This window comes from Lactobacillus sp. WILCCON 0149 (assembly GCF_057197965.1).
Genome location: NZ_JBUBHO010000001.1, coordinates 530775 through 550487 on the forward strand (window position 1 = coordinate 530775; position 19713 = coordinate 550487).

14 protein-coding genes are annotated in these 19713 nt (G+C 52.9%); 13 read left to right on the forward strand and 1 reads right to left on the reverse strand.

The window, feature by feature from the left end:
- Positions 1-46: 46 nt before the first annotated feature.
- Positions 47-1963: an ABC-F family ATP-binding cassette domain-containing protein gene (locus ACYVUV_RS02620; RefSeq protein WP_439775417.1), complete on the reverse strand. Its 1917-nt coding sequence runs from the start codon at positions 1961-1963 to the stop codon at positions 47-49.
- 264 nt (positions 1964-2227) lie between these two features.
- Here ACYVUV_RS02620 and ACYVUV_RS02625 point away from each other — a divergent pair, with 264 nt between their 5' ends.
- The 13 genes from ACYVUV_RS02625 (at position 2228) to alaS (ending at position 19698) form a co-directional block, all read left to right on the forward strand.
- A complete protein-coding gene (locus tag ACYVUV_RS02625) occupies positions 2228-2914 on the forward strand; it encodes a redox-sensing transcriptional repressor Rex (RefSeq protein ID WP_439775416.1) in 687 nt (228 codons plus the stop codon).
- A 155-nt stretch (positions 2915-3069) separates the two neighbouring features.
- A complete protein-coding gene (groES, locus tag ACYVUV_RS02630; RefSeq protein ID WP_270449034.1) occupies positions 3070-3354 on the forward strand; it encodes a co-chaperone GroES in 285 nt (94 codons plus the stop codon).
- Positions 3355-3376: 22 nt separating this feature from the next.
- A complete protein-coding gene (gene groL / locus ACYVUV_RS02635; RefSeq protein ID WP_439775415.1) occupies positions 3377-4990 on the forward strand; it encodes a chaperonin GroEL in 1614 nt (537 codons plus the stop codon).
- Between the two features lie 140 nt (positions 4991-5130).
- Positions 5131-7701 carry a DNA mismatch repair protein MutS gene (gene mutS / locus ACYVUV_RS02640; RefSeq protein ID WP_439775414.1) on the forward strand — a complete coding sequence of 857 codons (2571 nt, stop codon included), beginning with the start codon at positions 5131-5133 and terminating at the stop codon, positions 7699-7701.
- Entirely contained in the window at positions 7701-9656 is a 1956-nt protein-coding gene (mutL, locus tag ACYVUV_RS02645) for a DNA mismatch repair endonuclease MutL (RefSeq protein ID WP_439775413.1), read from the forward strand. The genes mutS and mutL overlap by 1 nt, the downstream gene beginning before the upstream one ends.
- Before the next feature lie 9 nt (positions 9657-9665).
- Positions 9666-10259 carry a Holliday junction branch migration protein RuvA gene (gene ruvA, locus ACYVUV_RS02650; protein ID WP_439775412.1) on the forward strand — a complete coding sequence of 198 codons (594 nt, stop codon included), beginning with the start codon at positions 9666-9668 and terminating at the stop codon, positions 10257-10259.
- Positions 10260-10272: 13 nt separating this feature from the next.
- Positions 10273-11283 (forward strand): Holliday junction branch migration DNA helicase RuvB, encoded by a 1011-nt coding sequence (ruvB, locus tag ACYVUV_RS02655; protein WP_003615731.1) that lies wholly within the window; start codon positions 10273-10275, stop codon positions 11281-11283.
- A gap of 88 nt (positions 11284-11371) precedes the next feature.
- Entirely contained in the window at positions 11372-11794 is a 423-nt protein-coding gene (gene yajC, locus ACYVUV_RS02660; RefSeq protein WP_439775435.1) for a preprotein translocase subunit YajC, read from the forward strand.
- 92 nt (positions 11795-11886) lie between these two features.
- Positions 11887-13335 (forward strand): glucose-6-phosphate dehydrogenase, encoded by a 1449-nt coding sequence (zwf, locus tag ACYVUV_RS02665; RefSeq protein WP_439775411.1) that lies wholly within the window; start codon positions 11887-11889, stop codon positions 13333-13335.
- Positions 13335-14450 carry a DNA polymerase IV gene (dinB, locus tag ACYVUV_RS02670; protein WP_484498967.1) on the forward strand — a complete coding sequence of 372 codons (1116 nt, stop codon included), beginning with the start codon at positions 13335-13337 and terminating at the stop codon, positions 14448-14450. Before zwf ends, dinB begins: the two co-directional genes overlap by 1 nt.
- A 62-nt stretch (positions 14451-14512) precedes the next feature.
- A complete protein-coding gene (locus tag ACYVUV_RS02675) occupies positions 14513-15472 on the forward strand; it encodes a DHH family phosphoesterase (protein ID WP_439775409.1) in 960 nt (319 codons plus the stop codon).
- Positions 15465-16826: a DEAD/DEAH box helicase gene (locus tag ACYVUV_RS02680; RefSeq protein WP_439775408.1), complete on the forward strand. Its 1362-nt coding sequence runs from the start codon at positions 15465-15467 to the stop codon at positions 16824-16826. Before ACYVUV_RS02675 ends, ACYVUV_RS02680 begins: the two co-directional genes overlap by 8 nt.
- Before the next feature lie 238 nt (positions 16827-17064).
- The gene (gene alaS, locus ACYVUV_RS02685; RefSeq protein WP_439775407.1) at positions 17065-19698 is read left to right on the forward strand and encodes an alanine--tRNA ligase; all 2634 of its coding nucleotides are present in this window, start codon (positions 17065-17067) and stop codon (positions 19696-19698) included.
- The last annotated feature ends 15 nt before the right edge of the window (positions 19699-19713 follow it).

The following is a 19713-nucleotide window of genomic DNA, read 5'->3' on the forward strand; positions in this document are numbered from 1 at the left end:
ACAAAAAGCAAGTCCAGAAACGGACTTGCTTTTACTTTGTCTAAAATTAAAATTCTTCTAAAGCCAGGGAGGCATCTTCCCAGGCCTGGGTAACTTGGCTGATCTTTTCCTGGACAGCAGTCAAGTCTTCCTGCAAAGGCCCCAGCTTGCTGAAGTCGGCAGCGATAGCCGGGTCAGCCATGGCCTGCTGGATTTCTTGTTCCTTGGCCTCCAGCTTTTCCAGGTCTTTTTCTGCCTGGGCAACCTGCCGCTCCAGTTTCCGCTTTTCAGAGTCCCGCTTTTTCTGCTCCTGGTAGGAGAGCTTGTTTTCGCTGACTGCCTTGATGGTTGGCTTTTCTTCAGCAGCAGCTTCTTGGGCGGCGGCTTCTTCCTTGGCCTTTTCGTTCAAGTAGTAAGTGTAGTTGCCTTCATAGATCTTGGCGTGGCCGTCTTTAGCAACGACGATCTTGTTGGCTAGTTCGTTGATGAAGTAGCGGTCGTGGGAAACGAAGAGGAGGGTGCCGTCGTAATCGTCCAAAGCTTTTTCCAAAACTTCCTTGGCGTCCAGGTCCAAGTGGTTGGTTGGTTCGTCCATCAAAAGGAAGTTGTTGTGCTCCATGGACAAGACGGTTAGAGTCAAGCGGGCTCTTTGCCCCCCGGACAGCTGGCTGACCTGCTTGTCGATATCTTTGGCCGTGAACAAAAAGCTGGCCAGGATCGACCGGATGTCTTTTTCGTTCATGTCCTTGTGCCGGTCCCAAATGGTGTCGATCACGGTCTTAGAGTAGTCCAAGACCTGCAGTTCCTGGTCATAGTAGCCAATATCCAGGCTGGCCCCGTACTTGATTGAGCCAGCTTTAACCGGCAGCTGCTTCATGACGGTCTTTAAAAGGGTGGACTTGCCGATCCCGTTTTGCCCAATGATGGCCACCCGGTCGCCCTTGTTGATCTGGAAGGAGATGTCTTTAAGCATGGTCTTGTCTGGATAGCCAACGGCCAGGTCCTTCAAGATCAAGACTTCCTTGCCGGATGGCCGGGCGCTGTCAAACTTGATCCGGACTTTTGACTTGTGCTTTGGCGGGTCGACCAGTTCCATCTTCTCCAGGGCCTTGCGCCGGCTTTGGGCCTGCTTGGTAGTGGAGGCGCGGACGATGTTCTTTTGGATGAACTCTTCCTCGCGCTTGATTTCTTCCTGCTGCTTTTCATAAGCGGCTTCCTGTTGCTGGTCGCGGAGTTCTCTCTGGGCTAAGTACTGGCTGTAGTTGCCTTTAAAGACAGTCAGCTGGCCATGCTGGAGTTCAAAAATCTGCGTGGCCAGGTGGTCTAAGAAGTACTGGTCGTGGGAAACCGTCAGGATGGCACCTGGATAGTTCTTAAGGAAGGCTTCCAGCCAGTCCAAAGTATCCAGGTCCAGGTAGTTGGTCGGTTCGTCCAAAAGCAGGAGCGGGGGCTTCTTCAAAAGCAGCTTGACGAAGCTGAGCCGGGTCTTTTCCCCGCCGGACAGGCTGGCAATCTGCTTATTCCAGGTCGCTTCCGGGAAGTTGAAGCCGTTGAGCATGCTCTTGATTTCGGCTTGATAAGTGTAGCCGCCGGCTTGTTCAAAATTGTACTGGGCCTGGTCCAGGCGGCGGAGAAGCTCCTCGTCTTCCGGGTGGTCGGCGATGGCATACTGCAGCTTTTCCAGCTGCTGGCCCTGGTCGATCAAGGGCTGGAAGACCGTCAGCATCTCTTCCCAGATCGACTTTTCTTCGTCAAAGTCGTGCTCCTGGGCGATGTAGCCGAGTTCGATCCCCTTGTTGACGGTAAATTCGCCCTGGCTGGCCTCCTGGCGGCCGGTCATGATCTTTAAAAGGGTCGTTTTCCCGGCCCCGTTTGGTCCGACCAGACCGATCCGGGCATTGTTTTCAATTGAAAAGTTAACCTTGCTGAATATAGGAGCAGCCCCGAAGCGTTGCTCCAAATTGTGTCCTTGTGCTATTATCATATTTTTTCACCTTGAAACATTGTACCATGCAAAGGCCCGGCTGACGGCTCTGGCAATGATTTTCAGCAGATTTTTCCTTTCTTTCCCAGCTTTAAAAAGAGCCAGGCTCCTTCAATTGATTTGTGAAAAAAATCGATGAAAAGGATTTTATGGCAAATATTGTGAAAATATGACTTGCCAAAGGCTAGTAAAAACGGGTATCATAATAGATGATTGATTACAGATTCACATTCACAAATAACTAATCAGACGGAGGCATCTTTTATGAACAACAAATTTAGAATTCCCAAGGCTACTGCCAAAAGATTGCCGCTATATTACCGCTACTTGCTTCTTTTGAATGATGAAGGCAAAGACAAGGTTTCTTCAACTGAACTGGCTGAAGCCGTCCAAGTCGACAGCGCTTCAATCCGCCGGGACTTTTCCTACTTCGGCGCCCTGGGCAAGCGGGGCTACGGCTATGACGTCAAGAACCTGCTCAGCTTCTTTAAGAAGATCCTCAACCAGGACACTTTGACCAACGTTGCCCTGGTCGGAGTCGGCAACCTGGGCCACGCTCTTTTGAACTACAACTTCAAGCGCAGCAACAATATCAGAATTTCTTGCGCCTTTGACATCAACCCGGAAATCACTGGCAAGATCACCCAAGGGGTGCCGGTCTACTCAATGGATGAAATGAAGCAGCAGATCGCTGACCAGCAGATCCGGATCGCCATTTTGACCGTTCCCCAGGCTACGGCCCAGAAGACGGCTGATGAAATGATTGAAGCCGGGATCAAGGGGATCATGAACTTTACCCCGATCCGCCTGTCCGCCCCAAACGGGGTCCGGATCCAAAACGTCGACCTGGCTACCGAATTGCAGACCTTGATCTACTTCCTCGACTCTGACGAAATGATTAAAAAGCAGCTGGAAGAGCGGAAGAAGGCCATGGACAACACGAATAAATAAGGAAAACAGCACTTTTTAGCACTCTCGCCTAAAAAGTGCTATTTTTCTCTTGCCTTTTTTGGAAAAAGGGATTATTATCATAGTTGTAAGTTAGCACTTGATCAAGATGAGTGCTAAAGAATTTCTAAAGACAATTAATTTCAGGAGGGAATAACGTGTTACAACCAATTGGAGATCGCGTGATCGTTGAAGTTAAAGAAGCTGAAGAACAAACCGTTGGTGGCATCGTACTTGCTTCCAACGCTAAGGAAAAGCCAACGCAAGGCAAGGTTGTTGCCGTAGGCGGCGGCCTGTACGCTGAAGATGGCAGCAAGCTTCCTATGACCGTCCAAGAGGGCGATGAAGTTTTATACGATAAGTATTCTGGCACCAAGGTCAAGTACGAAGGCAAGGAATACTTAGTCCTTCATGAAAAAGACATTTTGGCAATCGTTAAGTAATTTAAGGAGTGCAAATTAAAAAATGGCAAAAGACATTAAGTTTTCAGAAGACGCAAGACGTTCACTTTTAAACGGGGTTGACAAGTTGGCCAACACGGTCAAGACGACTTTGGGGCCTAAGGGCAGAAACGTCGTTTTGGAACAAAGCTACGGCAACCCGACGATTACCAACGACGGCGTGACGATCGCCAAGGCAATTGAACTGGAAGACCACTACGAAAACATGGGGGCCAAGCTGGTGGCTGAAGCTGCTTCAAAGACCAACGACATCGCCGGTGACGGTACGACCACTGCCACTGTTTTGACCCAAGCTATCGTGCAAGAAGGCATGAAGAACGTGGTTGCCGGTGCCAACCCAGTTGGCATCCGCCGCGGGATCGAAAAGGCTACCCAAGCAGCCGTTGACCAATTGCACAAGAACAGCCACGAAGTTTCCAGCCGGGACCAAATCGCCCAAGTTGCTTCAATTTCAAGTGCTTCAAAGGAAATCGGCGACTTGATCGCTGAAGCCATGGAAAAGGTCGGCAACGACGGCGTCATCACTATTGAAGACTCCCGCGGGATTGAAACTGAACTGAGCGTGGTTGAAGGGATGCAATTCGACCGCGGCTACCTGTCCCAATACATGGTAACTGACAACGACAAGATGGAAGCTGACTTGGATAACCCATACATCTTGATTACTGACAAGAAGATTTCCAACATCCAAGACATCTTGCCAATGCTGCAAGAAATCGTGCAACAAGGCCGCGCTCTCTTGATCATCGCTGACGACGTGACTGGCGAAGCTTTGCCAACTCTTGTTTTGAACAAGATCCGCGGTACCTTCAACGTTGTTGCCGTTAAGGCTCCTGGCTTTGGTGACCGCCGCAAGGAACAACTGGCTGACATCGCTGCTTTGACTGGCGGTACGGTTATTTCTGAAGACCTGGGTCTGGAACTCAAGGACACCCAGCTCAGCCAATTGGGTCAAGCCCGCCGGGTAACCATCACCAAGGACTCAACTACTATCGTTGACGGCTCTGGTGACAAGGAAGCCATCCAAGAACGGGTTGACACCATCAGAAAGCAAATCGAAGACACCAGTTCAGACTTTGACAAGAAGAAGCTGCAAGAACGTCTGGCCAAGCTGGCTGGCGGCGTAGCCGTAATCCACGTCGGCGCTGCTACTGAAACTGAACTCAAGGAACGCCGCTACCGGGTAGAAGATGCCTTGAACGCTACCCGCGCAGCTGTTGACGAAGGCTACGTAGCTGGTGGTGGTACTGCCCTGGTCAACGTTGAAGAAGCCGTTAAGGCAACCAAGGGTGACACTGCTGATGAACAAACCGGGATCAACATCGTGGCCCGGGCCTTGACCGCTCCAGTTCGACAAATCGCTGAAAACGCCGGCAAAGAAGGCTCAGTCATTGTTGACCACCTGCGCAAGGCTGACCCGGAAGTCGGCTACAACGCTGCTGAAGACAAGTATGTCAACATGATCGACGAAGGGATCATCGACCCAACCAAGGTGACCCGGTCAGCTCTGCAAAACGCCGCTTCAATTGCTGGTCTTTTGCTGACCACTGAAGCAGTTGTGGCAGAAATTCCGGAAGACAAGCCTGAAGCAGCCCCTGCTCAACCAGGCATGATGTAAAATACTGAAATTTAACACACACAAGAATTACTGTAAGAAGGGTCCAGCTCAAAGCTGGGCTCTTTTTGCGTGCAAGACAGGGCAAGCAGGCCGGTGAAATGCTGTATAATTGAAAGCATACGATAAGCGAGGGAGTTTTTATGCCAAGAAAAGCCACGACTCCAATGATGGAGCAATATTACCAAATTAAAGACCAGTACCCGGATGCCTTTCTCTTCTACCGGGTGGGGGACTTTTATGAACTGTATGAAGATGATGCCGTCAAGGGTTCACAGATTTTGGAACTGACTTTGACCCACCGGTCAAACAAGTCGGAAAACCCGATTCCCATGGCCGGGGTGCCTCACATGGCGGTTGATTCTTACGTCAACACTTTAGTGGAAAAAGGCTACAAGGTGGCCATCTGCGAGCAATTGGAAGACCCGAAGAAGGCCAAGGGGATGGTCAAGCGGGGGATCATCCAGCTGGTTACCCCCGGCACTAAAATGGCCCAGGGGCCAGACGACAGCCAGGAGAGCAACTACTTGACCAGTGTCGTCGAAAAGGCAGGCGGCTACGGTCTGGCTTACAGCGACCTGTCGACCGGGGAGATTTTTGCCACCCACGTTAAGCACTACACGGAAGTGGTCAATGAACTCTTGTCTTTGCGAACCCGGGAAGTCGTTTTTGCTGGCAACCTTAGCGCCAGCGACCGGGACAGCTTGCAAAAGGCCAATATCACCGTGTCTGAGCCGGCTGAGCTGGAGGGAGAGCACGCGGAAATTTCCTACGTCCAGCAGAAACTGACTGATTCTTTGGAAAAAGCTGCCGTTCGCCAGCTGGTCGTCTATCTTTTGGCCACGCAGAAGCGGAGCCTGGCCCACCTGCAGGTGGCGGAAAGCTTTGAAATCGGCCAGTATTTGCAGATGGCCAACACCGTCCAGCGGAATCTGGAACTGACCCAGTCAGCCACGACTGGCAAGAAGCAGGGGTCACTCTTCTGGGTTTTGGACAAGACCACCACGGCCATGGGGGGCCGGCTTTTAAAGCAGTGGCTGAGCCGGCCGCTTTTGTCTTTAGACCGGATCACCCAGCGCCAGCAGATGGTTCAAGCCCTTTTGGACGACTACTTTACCAGGGAAAACATCGTTGACTCTTTAAAGGGAGTCTACGACCTGGAGCGGTTAAGCGGCCGGGTGGCTTTTGGCAATGTCAACCCCCGCGAGCTTTTGCAACTGGCGAAAAGCCTGGAGGCGGCCAAGCCGATCATCCAGGCCTTAGCCGAATCAGGCAATCCGGACCTGGAAAAATATGGGCAAGGCATTGATCCGCAGAGCGAACTTGCTGAAAGCATCACTAATTGCTTAGTTGACCAGCCGCCGATTTCCGCTAAAGATGGTGGCATTATCCGGGCCGGGGTCAGCGAGGACCTGGACAAGTACAGGGAAGCCATGAATGGCGGGAAAAAGTGGCTGGCCCAGATGGAAATGGAAGAGCGGCAAAGAACCGGGATCGACAATCTGAAGATCGGCTACAACCGGGTCTTTGGCTACTTCATCCAAGTAAGCAAGGGCAATGTCTCTAAAGTGCCCCAGGACCGCTACACCAGAAAGCAAACCCTGACCAATGCCGAGCGCTACATCACTCCGGAATTAAAAGAACACGAAAACTTGATCCTGGAAGCTGAGAGCCGGTCAACCGACCTGGAATACGAGCTCTTCAGCCAGCTGAGAGAGGCCGTCAAGGCCCATATCCCGGCCTTGCAGGAACTGGGCCGGAAGCTGGCCGCCCTGGACGTTTTCGTGGCCTTTGCTCAGGATGCTGAAGAGAAAAATTACTGCCGGCCAAGTTTTTCCAGCAAAAACGAAATTGCCGTTAAAAACGGCCGCCACCCGGTCGTTGAGGCAGTTTTGCCAGCGGGCTCCTACATCCCTAACGACCTGGTCATGGATGAAGACACCAGCATCTACCTCATTACTGGGCCAAACATGTCCGGGAAGAGTACCTATATGCGGCAGCTGGCCTTGATCGCCATCATGGCCCAGATTGGTTCCTTTGTGCCGGCCGACAGCGCCGTGCTGCCAATTTTTGACCAGGTCTTCACCCGGATCGGGGCAGCTGACGACCTCTATTCCGGCAAGTCCACCTTCATGGTGGAAATGAGCGAGGCCAATGATGCCCTCCAGCATGCCTCCAGCCGGTCCCTGGTCCTCTTTGATGAAATCGGCCGGGGGACGGCCACTTACGATGGGATGGCCCTGGCCGGGGCGATCATCAAGTACCTGCACGACAAGGTCGGCGCCAAGACCCTTTTTGCCACCCACTACCATGAACTGACTGAACTGGATGAAACCTTGCCGCACTTAAAGAACATCCACGTTGGGGCAACAGAAGAAAACGGCAAGCTGATCTTTTTGCACAAGATTCTGCCCGGACCAGCTGACCAGTCTTACGGGATCCACGTGGCCAAACTGGCCGGCCTGCCGCGGGCTGTTTTAAGAGAGGCCTCCAGCATGCTCAAGCGCCTGGAAGCAGAAGGGGCCCGGGAAATCAACCCAAGCAGCCAGCAGCTGGACCTCTTCAGCCCGGTGGAAGTGGTGGAAGAGAACCCGCTTAAGGAAGAGCAGGAGGAACTTTTGGACGAGATCAGCCAGGTCAACTTGAATGAAAAGACGCCGCTGGAAGTCATGCAGCTGGTAGCTGACTGGCAGCAGGCCTTGAAGGAAGAATAATGGCGAAAATTCATGAACTTTCAGAAAATCTGACCAACCAGATCGCGGCCGGGGAAGTTATTGAGCGGCCGGCCAGCGTGGTCAAGGAACTGGTCGAAAATGCGATTGATGCTCAGGCCAGCCGGATCAGGGTTGAAGTTCAGCATTCGGGCTTAAAGCAGATCTCTGTGCAAGACAATGGCAGCGGGATTGCCCCGGACCAGGTTGACCTGGCCTTTATGCGGCACGCGACCAGCAAGATTCAAGACGAACGCGACCTGTTCAATATCGCGACCTTGGGCTTTAGAGGGGAAGCCCTGGCTTCAATTGCCGCCGTGGCCCATGTGGAAATTTTGACTTCAACCGACGGGCAGACAGCGACCCGGGCAGCTTTTGCCGGTGGGGTGAAAAAGTTCCAGGAAGATGCCGGCAGCGCCAAGGGTACCAAGATCACGGTCGGGGACCTTTTTTACAACACTCCGGCCCGGCTGAAATATCTGAAGAGCCCTAAGACAGAACTCTTGAAGATTGTGGACATCGTCAACCGGATCGCCCTGGGCCACCCGGAAATCAGCCTGACCTTGGCCAGCGACGGGAAAGTCTTGCTCAGAACGCCCGGCAACGGCAACTTAAAGCAGGACGTGGCCAATATTTATGGCCGCAAAGTCGCTGAAAAAATGCTGACGGTGGAAAACGAGGACCCGGACTTTACCCTTTATGGCCTGGTGTCAGAAGCAGACCTGACCCGGTCATCCCGCAACTTTATCTCAATTCTGCTTAACGGCCGTTATATCAAGAACTACCAGCTCTCCAGTGCCCTTTTGGACGGCTATGGCAACAAATTAGGGGGCAAGTACCCGATCGCGGTTTTGGCGATTGAGGCAGATCCCCTTTTAGTCGACGTTAACGTTCACCCGACTAAAGAAGAAGTCCGCCTGTCCAAGGAAAAAGAGCTCAGTCGCTTGATCACCAGTGCCGTTACTGATGCCTTGCTGGATGAAGACGAGGCCAGCCCGCTTTTTCAGCTGACTCCTTTTAAAGACAAGACCCAGCTGGACCAATTGGAATTCAACTTAAAGCCAAACGTGGTCGACACCCGCCGGCCAGACGACTTCCAGCTGGAAGTCCCCCAAGTGGCTGAGCCGGAAAGCAAAACAGATAAAACTGATAAAGCAGATAAAAAAGAAACAAAGACAGAGACAAAAACAAAAGAAGCAGATAGCAAAGAAAAAACTTCTGCTCCGGAATACGTGGACTTAAACCAGGTCAGAGAAGACGACCAGTACGTCTTAACCAAGACCTGGGACCAGCATGTCAAAGAGCAGACGGCTCTTTCGCCTTTTGAGGGCGGGGAAGAAAAAGCCAGTCCCGTTATTTCAAAAGGCGACCAGCTTTTAAGGCAGCACCTGCCGGCCCTTAGGCTTTTGGGCCAGATGGGCGGATATCTTCTGGCTGAACACGGAGGCGACCTTTACCTCGTTGACCAGGTGGCGGCCAGAAGACGGCTGGAATACGACCAGATTTTAGCCAGTCTGGAAAAAGAAGAGAACTACCAGCAAGGCTTGCTTGAGCCTTTGGTCTTTGACTTCAGCGTCTATGACTACCAGAAATTAAAAGACCAGTTGCCTCTTTTGCGCCAGCTGGGCCTGGAGATGGAAGACTTTGGCCAAAATACCCTCTTGATGCACTCTTACCCAACTTGGCTGAAAGGCGAAGTCACCGTGCAGGTAAGGGAGCTCTTGGACCAGCTCTTGTCCAGCCGGGAAAGCGATGGAAAAAGTCTCTTGAAGCTGGTGGCGGCTAAGGCGGCAGAAAGCAATGTTTCCCGCCGGGTCAATTTAACCGGCGCTGAAGCGGCTGACTTGCTGCTCCGTTTGCAGACAGCCAGTGACCCTTACCGGGATGCCAGCGGGCAGGTTGCCGTCGTCCGCTTGAGCCAGAATGATTTAAGCAAGCTTTTTAAGAAAGGGAAGTGACAAAACTAGATGTACGAGTATTTTGAGGGCACCATTACCGTGGTTAACCCGGCCTATGTCGTCATTGAAGTGGCCGGAATCGGCTACCGGATCTTGACCCCGACCCCTTATGCCTACCGGGAAGGGGAAAAGGTCCGGATCTACGTTGAACAGGTTGTCCGGGAAAACGGAATGACCCTCTACGGCTTCAAGAGCCAGCAGGACAAGGGCCTCTTCAACAAGCTTAATGAAGTTTCCGGGATCGGCCCCAAGTCGGCTTTGGCCATCATGGCCGCCGAAGACAACGGAGCGCTGGCTTCAGCCATTGAAAGCGGCGAAGTTTCCTACCTGACCCGTTTTCCTGGGATCGGCAAGAAGACGGCTTCCCAGATCGTCCTGGACTTGCGGGGGAAGATGGGCAACTATGTGGCTGAAAACCTCTTTACCGAAGACGAGCCGGTCAAAAGTACTTCCCCGGCTTTGGAAGACGCCCTCCTGGCCCTTGGGGCTTTGGGCTACAGCCAAAAAGAAGTTGACCGGATCAAGCCCAAACTGGAGAAATTGCCGGAAATGTCCGCTGACGAATACATCAAGCGGGGCTTGGGCTTTTTGCTGAAGAAATAGGGGGTAAAGGAAGATGACGGAAGAACATTTGACCAGCCAGGAAGCCGCGGAAGGTGAAGAAGCGGTAGAACTTTCCTTACGGCCCCAGCTGCTCAGCCAGTATATCGGGCAAGGGCATGTCAAAAAGGACATGGAAGTCTACATCCAGGCTGCCCGCCAGCGTGACGAGGCCTTAGACCATGTCCTCCTTTACGGCCCGCCGGGTCTGGGTAAAACCACCCTGGCCTTTGTCATTGCCAATGAATTAGGCGTCAACTTAAAGAGTACCAGTGGTCCGGCCATCGAGCGGGCCGGGGATTTAGTAGCCCTGTTAACCGACCTTGAGCCCGGGGATGTCTTGTTTATCGATGAAATCCACCGCCTGGCCAAGCCGGTTGAAGAAGTCCTTTACTCAGCCATGGAAGACTTTTACATTGATATCGTGGTTGGGGAAGGGCAGACAACTCATGCCATCCACCTGCCTCTGCCGCCTTTTACCTTGATTGGGGCAACCACCCTGGCCGGGCAGTTGTCGGCGCCACTGCGCGACCGCTTCGGGATCGTTGAGCACATGCAGTACTACCAAGTTGAGGACTTGGAAAAAATCATCCTCCGCTCCAGCGAGGTCTTTCACACCAAGATTTCCCCGCAAGCCGCCCACGAACTGGCCCGCCGGTCCCGGGGAACGCCCCGGGTGGCCAACCGCCTTTTAAAGCGGGTGCGGGACTTTGCTGAAGTCAAGGGAGAAAAAGAAATTTCCCTGGAAACGACGGCCATGGCCTTAAAGCAGCTGCAAGTTGACAGCGCCGGGCTGGACCAAACTGACCGCAAGCTCTTGCGAACCATGATCTTAAGCTATGGGGGCGGCCCGGTCGGAATCAGGACCCTGGCTTCCAACATTGGGGAAGACCGGGAGACGATCGAATCCTTGTATGAGCCCTATCTTTTGCAAAATGGCTTTATCGTTATGACTCCAAGGGGCCGGGTGGTAACCCAGAAGGCCTACCAGCAGTTGAATTTGCCCCTGCCTGGTGAGGAAGAATAGCAAAAAAGACCAGTTTACAGTATAATGTTCGTTAAAGCCTTTTGGCATCTGCCAAAAAGCAGCAAATTGATTTTATGAGGTGGATAATTTGAATACTTTTGCATTAGCCGCAGCCAATGGCGGTGCTGGCAGCAGCATTTTCATGCTGGTTATGCTGGCCGTTTTGTTTGGTTTTACTTACTTTACCATGATCAAGCCGCAAAAGAAGCAGCAACAGCAGCGCCAGGAAATGATGAACCAGCTCAAGAAGGGCGACAGCGTGGAAATGGTTGACGGCCTGCGCGGCAAGATTGACTCAATCAACGACGCTGACAAGACCATCGTCTTGGACGCTGACGGCATTTACCTGACCTTCTCCAGACTGGCGGTCAGAACTGTTTTGAAGCAAGCTGACGCAAGTGAAGCAGCTGAAGAAGCAAAGCCAACAGAAGACAAGGCTGAAGCAACTGAAGAAGCAAAGCCTGAAGCTCCAGCAGAAGCTCCGTCCGAAGACAAAGACAGCCAAGAATAAACGAACAAAGCGTTCCTTCGGGGACGTTTTTGTTTTGCCTGCGCCAATTAATTGCTAAAATAGTTAGTAGTTGATTTTTTAGAGGTACTATAATGAACAATATTCCAACAGTAATGATCCTTTTCGGCGGCAGCGGCGACCTGGCCCACCGCAAGATCTATCCGGCCCTGTTCAATCTCTACCGCCGGAATGTCATTCACGACAACTTTGCCGTTATCGGCACTGCCCGGCGGCCCTGGTCACATGAATACCTGCGTGAGCAGGTGGCCCAGGCTGTCCATGAAAGCTGGGAAGAGGTCGATGAAGCACAGCTGACGGAATTTGCCAGCCACTTTTACTACCAGTCCCACGACGTAACCAACGTTGAACACTACGTGACTTTGAAGCAATTGGCCCAGGAACTGGACGAGCGCTATGAATGCGGCGGCAACCGCATCTTCTACATGGCTATGGCCCCAAGCTTCTTTGGGACGATTGCTGAACACATTGCCGACCAGCACTTGACCGGGACCGGCTTCAACCGCCTGGTGGTTGAAAAGCCATTTGGGACTGACCTGGCCAGCGCGGAAGTCTTGAACCAGCAGATCCGCGGCTCCTTTAATGAAGACCAGGTCTTCCGGATCGACCACTACCTGGGCAAGGAAATGGTGCAGAACATCCTGCCTCTGCGTTTTGGCAACTCCTTGATCAAGCGGATCTGGAATGCCGGCGCGGTTAAGAATGTCCAGGTTACCTTGGCTGAACGGCTGGGCGTTGAAGCCCGGGGCGGCTATTATGATAACTCAGGGGCCCTAAGGGACATGGTTCAGAACCACATTATGCAGATCATCACCCTTTTAGCCATGCCAGAGCCAAAAGACTTGTCTGACAAGGCCATCCACGCGGCTAAAGAAGAACTTCTGGAATCTTTAGTTATCCCTGATGAAAAAGCTGTCAGCGAGAACATCATCCGCGGCCAGTACCTGGGGACGGAAACCACTTTTGAATATGTCAAAGAGCCTAACGTGGCGGAAGACTCCAAGACTGAAACCTACGTGGCTGGCCGCCTGGAATTTACCAAGGGGCCTCTGGCTGGCGTCCCGGTTTACTTCAGAACTGGCAAGGAAATGCGGGAAAAGAAGACCCGGGTGGACGTAGTCTTTAAGGATGAAGCTGGCTTGTACGACGATAAGGCCAAGACCAACGTGCTGACCATTGAGATCGACCCGGTCAACCAGGTCTACTTCCGCTTAAACGGCAAGACTGTTGCTGGCGGTGACCTGCGTCTGGAAAGATTGCGCTACCGCTACAGCGAAGATGAACAAGCTGAAGTGCCAGATGGCTATGAGCGCTTGATTCACGATGTCTTCGTCAACGATTCCACCAACTTTACCAAGTGGGAAGAACTGAAGCAGTATTGGAAGTTCGTGGACGCGGTAGAAGCTGCCTGGCAAAAGGCAAACGCTGCCGGCGAAAAGCCAGTCAAGTACCGGCCCTACTGCATGGGACCGGACACCAGCAAGATTTTTGCTGATCCTGAGGACGGCTGGATCTACAAGTAATGGCCGACATTGACCTCTTGCCCAGGAACGATTTTTCCCGCCGGATTATCCACCTGGACATGGACGCCTTCTACGCTTCAGTTGAGATGCGGGACCGGCCGGAATTGGCGAATAAGGCAGTCGTGATTGCCCGGGATCCCAGGAAAACGGGTGGCCACGGCGTGATCGCTACCGCCAACTACCGGGCCAGAAAGTACGGGGTTGGGTCAGCCATGCCGGCCGCCCAAGCTGTCAAGCTGATTCCAGCTGAAGAATTGGTTTTCGTTGAGCCCGATTTTGCAAAATACCGCCGGGTTTCCGGGCAAGTGCATGACTTAATGCACGAACTGACCGACCAGATCGAAAGCGTGGCGCTGGATGAAGCATATATGGACGTGACCCAGAGCAAGATCCCCGGCAAAAGCGCCCTGGAATTGGCCAGCTACCTGCAAGAGCAGATTTTCCGCCAGCTGCATTTAACCTCATCTTTCGGGGTCAGCTACAATAAGTTTTTGGCCAAGATGGGGTCAGAATACGCCAAGCCTTTTGGCCGCACTTATATTGCCCCGGACCGGGCCCAGGCCTTTTTGGACAGGCAGGAAATCAAGAAATTCCCCGGCATCGGCAAGAAGACCCAGGAGCGGCTAAAAGAAGCCGGCGTTTTGACGGGCCGCGATATCAGAAATTACGGGCTCAGCCGCCTTTTAAAAGACTATAAGAAGTTTGGCTACTACATGGCCCTGCATGCCTACGGAATCGACTTAAGCCCCGTCCAGGCCTCCAGGCAGCGCAAGTCACTGGGCAAGGAGCGGACTTTTGAGCCGGTGATTTACGACCAAGACCAGGCTGAAGGCTACTTGAAGGATTTCAGCCAGACGGTGGCGGCTGAACTGAAGCAGAGAAATCTTTTGGCCCGGGTGGTCGTCTTAAAGGTCCGTGACCGCAATTTCAAGACCATCACCCGCCGGCAGAAGGTCCAGCCGACCAGTGACCCGGAAATTTTTTACCAGCTGGCTAAGGAGCTCCTGGCCAAGGAACCGGAATTTCTGGCTGAAGGCATCCGCCTCTTAGGCTTGTCAGCTGGCGAACTTGAAGAAACACATTTTCAGGAAATCAGTCTTTTTGCAGATGAATAGCTAAAAGGCTGATTTTTTGCTAAAATAAAATTTTGAACTCATAAGGCAGAAAGGACCCCGCGATGAACACTTTTGACGAAATTTTCAGTAAGATTAAGCAATATCCGACCATTATCCTCCACCGGCACACCAATCCCGACCCGGACGCTATCGGCTCCCAGGCTGCTTTAGCTAAGAGCCTGCGCCTGCAGTTCCCGGACAAGAAGATTCTCTGCACCGGGGAAAATGACGTCGGTGACCTGGACTGGATCAACACCATGGATGAAGTCAAGGATGAAGACTACCAAGGCGCCTTGGTGATCACGACCGACACGGCTAACACGCCGCGGATCTCTGACCAGCGCTACCGGATGGGGGATTACCTGATCAAGATTGACCACCACCCGGATGTTGACCCATATGCTGACATGTCTTACGTTGACTCAAAAGCCGCCGCTGCCTGCGAAATCATCGCTGACTTTATCGAAGCAGAAGGCCTGCCCCTTAACCGGGAAATCGCCCTGGCTCTTTACGCCGGCATCATCGGCGACACTGGCCGCTTCATGTACGACGCGACCAGCGCCCACACTTTTGAAGTAGTATCGCGCTTGATGAAGACCGGGATCGACATCTCCCAAATCGCCAGAAACGAAAGTGAAGTAACCTTCCAGCAGGCCAAGCTGCAGAGCCTGGCGCTGGAAAAAATGCAGCTGGACGACAGCGGCCTGGTTGCTATTGCCGTAATTACCCAGGCAGACTTAAAGGCACTGGGCGTTACCCAACCGCAAGCTTCAGTCACTGTGTCAACCCCGGGCCGGATCAAGGGGATCCTAACCTGGCTGGTCATCGTGGAAAAAGAAGACGGCACTTACCGGGTTCACTACCGGTCAAAGGGCCCTTACATCCACAAGCTGGCTGAAGCCCACGACGGGGGCGGCCACGAACTGGCCTCAGGGGCAACTGCCCACGACCAGGCGGAAATCGACCAGATTTTCCAGGAATTAGTTGAAGTAACCAAGAAATACAAGGAAGACCATGAATAACATTTTTTCTGACACGCGCTTAAGAAGCGAAATCCGCCAGGGCCTGGCCAAGATCGGCTTTACCAAACCGACTCCGGTCCAAGAAAAAGTCATCCCGGCCATGCTGAAAGAAGAGAGCGTGATCGTGCAAGCGGCCACGGGGAGCGGGAAGACTCACGCCTACTTGATTCCGATTTTAAACTCCATTGACGAAGACGCCCGCTATGTGCAAGCTATCGTCACGGCCCCAAGCCGGGAACTGGCTGACCAGCTCTACCGGGTAGCCCGCCAGCTAAGAGATGCCTCTGGCTTGAACATTTCCATTGCCCACCTGGCCGGGGGCAGCGACCGGGACCGGCAGATCGCCAGATTTGAGCAGAACAAGCCCCAGCTGGTTATCGCCACTCCGGGCCGGCTTTTGGACTTTGCTGACAAGAAGATCCTGCTTTTGGACCAGGTCAAGAACTTCGTCATCGACGAAGCTGACATGACCCTGGACCTGGGCTTCTTGGGCGACGTGGACAAGATTGCCGCCCGTCTGCCAAAGGACGTGGTCATGTCCGCCTTTTCAGCTACGATTCCGGTCAAGCTGACCAACTTTTTACGGAAGTACATGGCCAAGCCGGAAGAAATCGTGATCGACAACCCGGCCGTTATTGCCCCAACGATCAAGAACGACCTCTTGGACATCGGCAGCAAGGACAGAAAGAAGATCGTCTACAAGCTTTTGACCATGGGCCAGCCTTACTTGGCCTTGGTTTTTGCCAATACCAAGCAGATGGTCGACGAACTGGCTGACTACCTGGCCAAGCAAGGGCTCAAGGTGGCCAAGATCCATGGCGGCATTACCGAAAGGGAAAGAAAGCGGACCCTACGGGAAGTCCGGGCCGGCCAGTACCAGTACGTCGTAGCCAGTGACCTGGCTGCCCGGGGGATCGACCTGCCTGGCGTCAGCCTGGTCATCAACTACGAGATTCCCAAGGACCTGGAATTCATCATCCACCGGATCGGCCGGACTGGCCGGAACGGCCTGCCGGGCCACGCCGTGACTTTGGTCAGAGAAGAAGAGATGAACCGGGTCGGGGCCTTGGAGCACATGGGCGTCCACTTTGACTTCGTGGAAATCAAGGACGGGGCACTCGCTCCGCGGACCCACTACCGCCGCCGGGACAACCGGACTGCCTCAAACCGCCAGCTTGACCCCCACATGAAGGGCGTGGTCAAGAAGGTCAAGTCCAAGCGCAAGCCTGGCTACAAAAAGAAGATCAAGCAGGCTATCCAAGAAGATAACCGCAAGAAGCGGAAGATTGAAGCCCGGCATGAAATGCGCCACCAAAAGCGCCTCCGTAAGCGCAAGCGCGAACAAAACCGTTGACATTTTTTCTCTAAGTAGTAAAATTAGTGACGTTTAAGATATGTTTTCTGTCCAGCCGATTCAAAGAGAGAACCGGCAGCTGGGAAGGGTTTATCGCTGGCCAGAAAATGCTCCTTAAAGTGATCAATTTAAGATAATCAAGAGGTAACAAGCATTGTTGCAATCAAGGTGGTACCGCGTCTAGAGCGTCCTTGAATCAAGCAAACATGCTTGTTTTTTGTATTTTTAGGAGATTTTGATGAAAAAGTTAAACAGTTCAGAATTTCGGCAAATGTTCCTCGACTTTTTTGCTGAACACGGCCACATGGTCATGCAGTCAGCCAGCCTGATTCCAAAGGATGACCCGACTTTGCTCTGGATCAACTCCGGGGTGGCAACCATGAAGAAGTACTTCGACGGCTCAGTCGTGCCAAAGAACCGCCGGATTACCAGCTCACAAAAGTCAATCAGAACCAACGACATTGAAAACGTCGGCAAGACTGCCCGCCACCAAACCTTGTTTGAAATGCTGGGCAACTTCTCAGTTGGTGACTACTTCAAGGAAGAAGCTATTCCTTGGGCTTGGGAATTTTTGACCAGTCCTGACTGGCTGGACCTGGACAAGGACAAGCTTTACGTGACTGTTTACCCTAAGGATACCGAAGCTCACCGGATCTGGCATGAAGTAGTCGGCCTGCCGGAAAACCACATCGTGCAATTGGAAGACAACTTCTGGGACATCGGTGAAGGCCCATGTGGTCCTGACTCAGAAATCTTCTACGACCGCGGCCAGGAAAACAATGACGTGCCAGAAGATGACCCTGAAAACTACCCAGGTGGTGAAAACGCCCGTTACCTGGAAATCTGGAACATCGTCTTCTCAGAATTCAACCACCTGCCAGATGGCAGCTACGTTGAACAGCCACACAAGAACATCGATACCGGGATGGGTCTGGAACGTGTCCTTTCCATCCTGCAAGATGCACCGACCAACTTTGAAACCGACCTCTTCCTGCCAATCATCCACGCTACTGAAGAAATGAGCGCGGGCAAGAAGTACGGCGCAAACAAGGCTGACGACACTTCCTTCAAGATCATCGCTGACCACATCCGGGCCATTTCCTTTGCCATCGGTGACGGGGCTTTGCCAGGCAACAACGGCCGCGGCTACGTTTTGCGCCGGCTTTTGCGGCGGGCAGCCTTGAACGGCCGCAAGCTGGGCATCGATGGTGCCTTTCTTTACAAGCTGGTGCCAGTTGTCGGCGACATCATGAAGAGCCACTACCCAGAAGTCAGCGACCAGGCAGAATTTATCAGCAAGGTTGTCAAAAACGAAGAAGACCGCTTCGGCGCAACTTTGGAAGCCGGCTTGACTTTGCTGGATGACTTGATTGACAAGGCTGAAAACAGCGAAGACAAGACCATCTCCGGCAAGGATGCCTTCAAGATGTTCGACACTTACGGCTTCCCTTACGAATTGACGGTTGAAGCTGCTGAAGACAAGGGCCTCAAGGTTGACAAAGCAGGCTTTGACGCTGAGATGGAAGCACAAAAGGAACGTGCTCGCAAGGCCCGGGGCAACCTGCAATCCATGGGTTCACAAGACGAAACCTTGATGGAAATCAAGGACAAGAGCGTCTTTGAATACGGGGTCTACGAAGAAGAAAGCAAGCTGGTTGACATCATCGTTGACGACAAGCTGGTTGACAAGGCTGACGGCGAAAAGGCAACCTTGATCTTCGACAAGACGCCATTTTACGCTGAACGGGGCGGCCAGGTGGCTGACCACGGTGACATCTACGATGAAGAAGGCAACCTGGTTGCCCGGGTAGTTGACGTGCAGCACGCGCCTAACGACCAGAACCTGCACTTCGTTGACGTGATCTTGCCGCTTGAAAAGGGGCAGACCTATAAGCTGAAGATTGACCGCGCTCGCCGGGAAGGCCTGCGCCACTCACACTCAGCTACCCACCTTTTGCACGCTGCCCTGCGGCAAGTTTTGGGTGAACACACCCACCAGGCCGGGTCAGTCGTTGAACCAGACTACTTGAGATTCGACTTCACTTCCCTTGACCCAACCACGCCAAGAGAACTGAAGAACGTTGAAAAGATCGTCAACGAAAAGATCTGGGAAGCAATTCAGGTCAAGACCACGGAAACTGATCCGGAAACTGGTAAGAAGATGGGCGCTTTGGCCCTCTTTGACGGCAAGTACACCGATAAGGTCAGAGTCGTGCAAATGGATGACTTCTCCATCGAATTCTGCGGGGGTACCCACTGCGACAACACCTCCCAAATCGGCGTCTTCAAGATCATTTCTGAACAAGCCATCGGTGCCGGGGTCAGAAGAATTGAAGCCGTAACTTCCAAGCTGGCTTACGAATACTTAGCCGGCCGCTCAGACATCCTGGACCAGATCCAGGCTGAAGTTAAGGCTACTAAGGCAGATGGCATCCAAAGCAAGATTGCCAGCCTGCAAGAAGAACTCAGAAGTGCTGAAAAGCAAAATGCCGCTTACGAAGCACAAATCAACGCTTCCAAGGCCGGCAAGATCTTTGACCAAGTCAAGACGGTTGGCGACTTGACGGTTATCGCCACGATTGCTGACGTCAAGGGGATGAACGACTTGCGGGAAATCGCTGACCAATGGAAGAGCGAAGGCAAGTCTGACGTCTTGATCCTGGGCGCTAAGTCAGAAGACAAGGCCAACATGCTGATCAGCCTGGGCCAAAAGGCCCTGGACAAGGGCCTGAAGGCCGGCGACTTGATCAAGAGCGTGGCAGCCATCTTCGGCGGTGGCGGCGGCGGCCGGCCAAACATGGCCCAAGCCGGCGGCAAGAAGCCTGAAGGCCTGCAGGATGCCATTGACGCTGCAGTCAGCCAGCTGGACTAATTAGGCTAAATAATT

Excerpts from the sequence above, each read along its gene's own strand:
- ACYVUV_RS02620 (WP_439775417.1), bottom strand. The coding sequence starts at position 1,963 with ATGATAATAGCACAAGGACACAATTTGGAGCAACGCTTCGGGGCTGCT.
- ACYVUV_RS02625 (WP_439775416.1), top strand. The coding sequence starts at position 2,228 with ATGAACAACAAATTTAGAATTCCCAAGGCTACTGCCAAAAGATTGCCG.
- groL (WP_439775415.1), top strand. The coding sequence starts at position 3,377 with ATGGCAAAAGACATTAAGTTTTCAGAAGACGCAAGACGTTCACTTTTA.
- mutS (WP_439775414.1), top strand. The coding sequence starts at position 5,131 with ATGCCAAGAAAAGCCACGACTCCAATGATGGAGCAATATTACCAAATT.
- mutL (WP_439775413.1), top strand. The coding sequence starts at position 7,701 with ATGGCGAAAATTCATGAACTTTCAGAAAATCTGACCAACCAGATCGCG.
- ruvA (WP_439775412.1), top strand. The coding sequence starts at position 9,666 with ATGTACGAGTATTTTGAGGGCACCATTACCGTGGTTAACCCGGCCTAT.
- ruvB (WP_003615731.1), top strand. The coding sequence starts at position 10,273 with ATGACGGAAGAACATTTGACCAGCCAGGAAGCCGCGGAAGGTGAAGAA.
- zwf (WP_439775411.1), top strand. The coding sequence starts at position 11,887 with ATGAACAATATTCCAACAGTAATGATCCTTTTCGGCGGCAGCGGCGAC.
- dinB (WP_484498967.1), top strand. The coding sequence starts at position 13,335 with ATGGCCGACATTGACCTCTTGCCCAGGAACGATTTTTCCCGCCGGATT.
- ACYVUV_RS02675 (WP_439775409.1), top strand. The coding sequence starts at position 14,513 with ATGAACACTTTTGACGAAATTTTCAGTAAGATTAAGCAATATCCGACC.
- ACYVUV_RS02680 (WP_439775408.1), top strand. The coding sequence starts at position 15,465 with ATGAATAACATTTTTTCTGACACGCGCTTAAGAAGCGAAATCCGCCAG.
- alaS (WP_439775407.1), top strand. The coding sequence starts at position 17,065 with ATGAAAAAGTTAAACAGTTCAGAATTTCGGCAAATGTTCCTCGACTTT.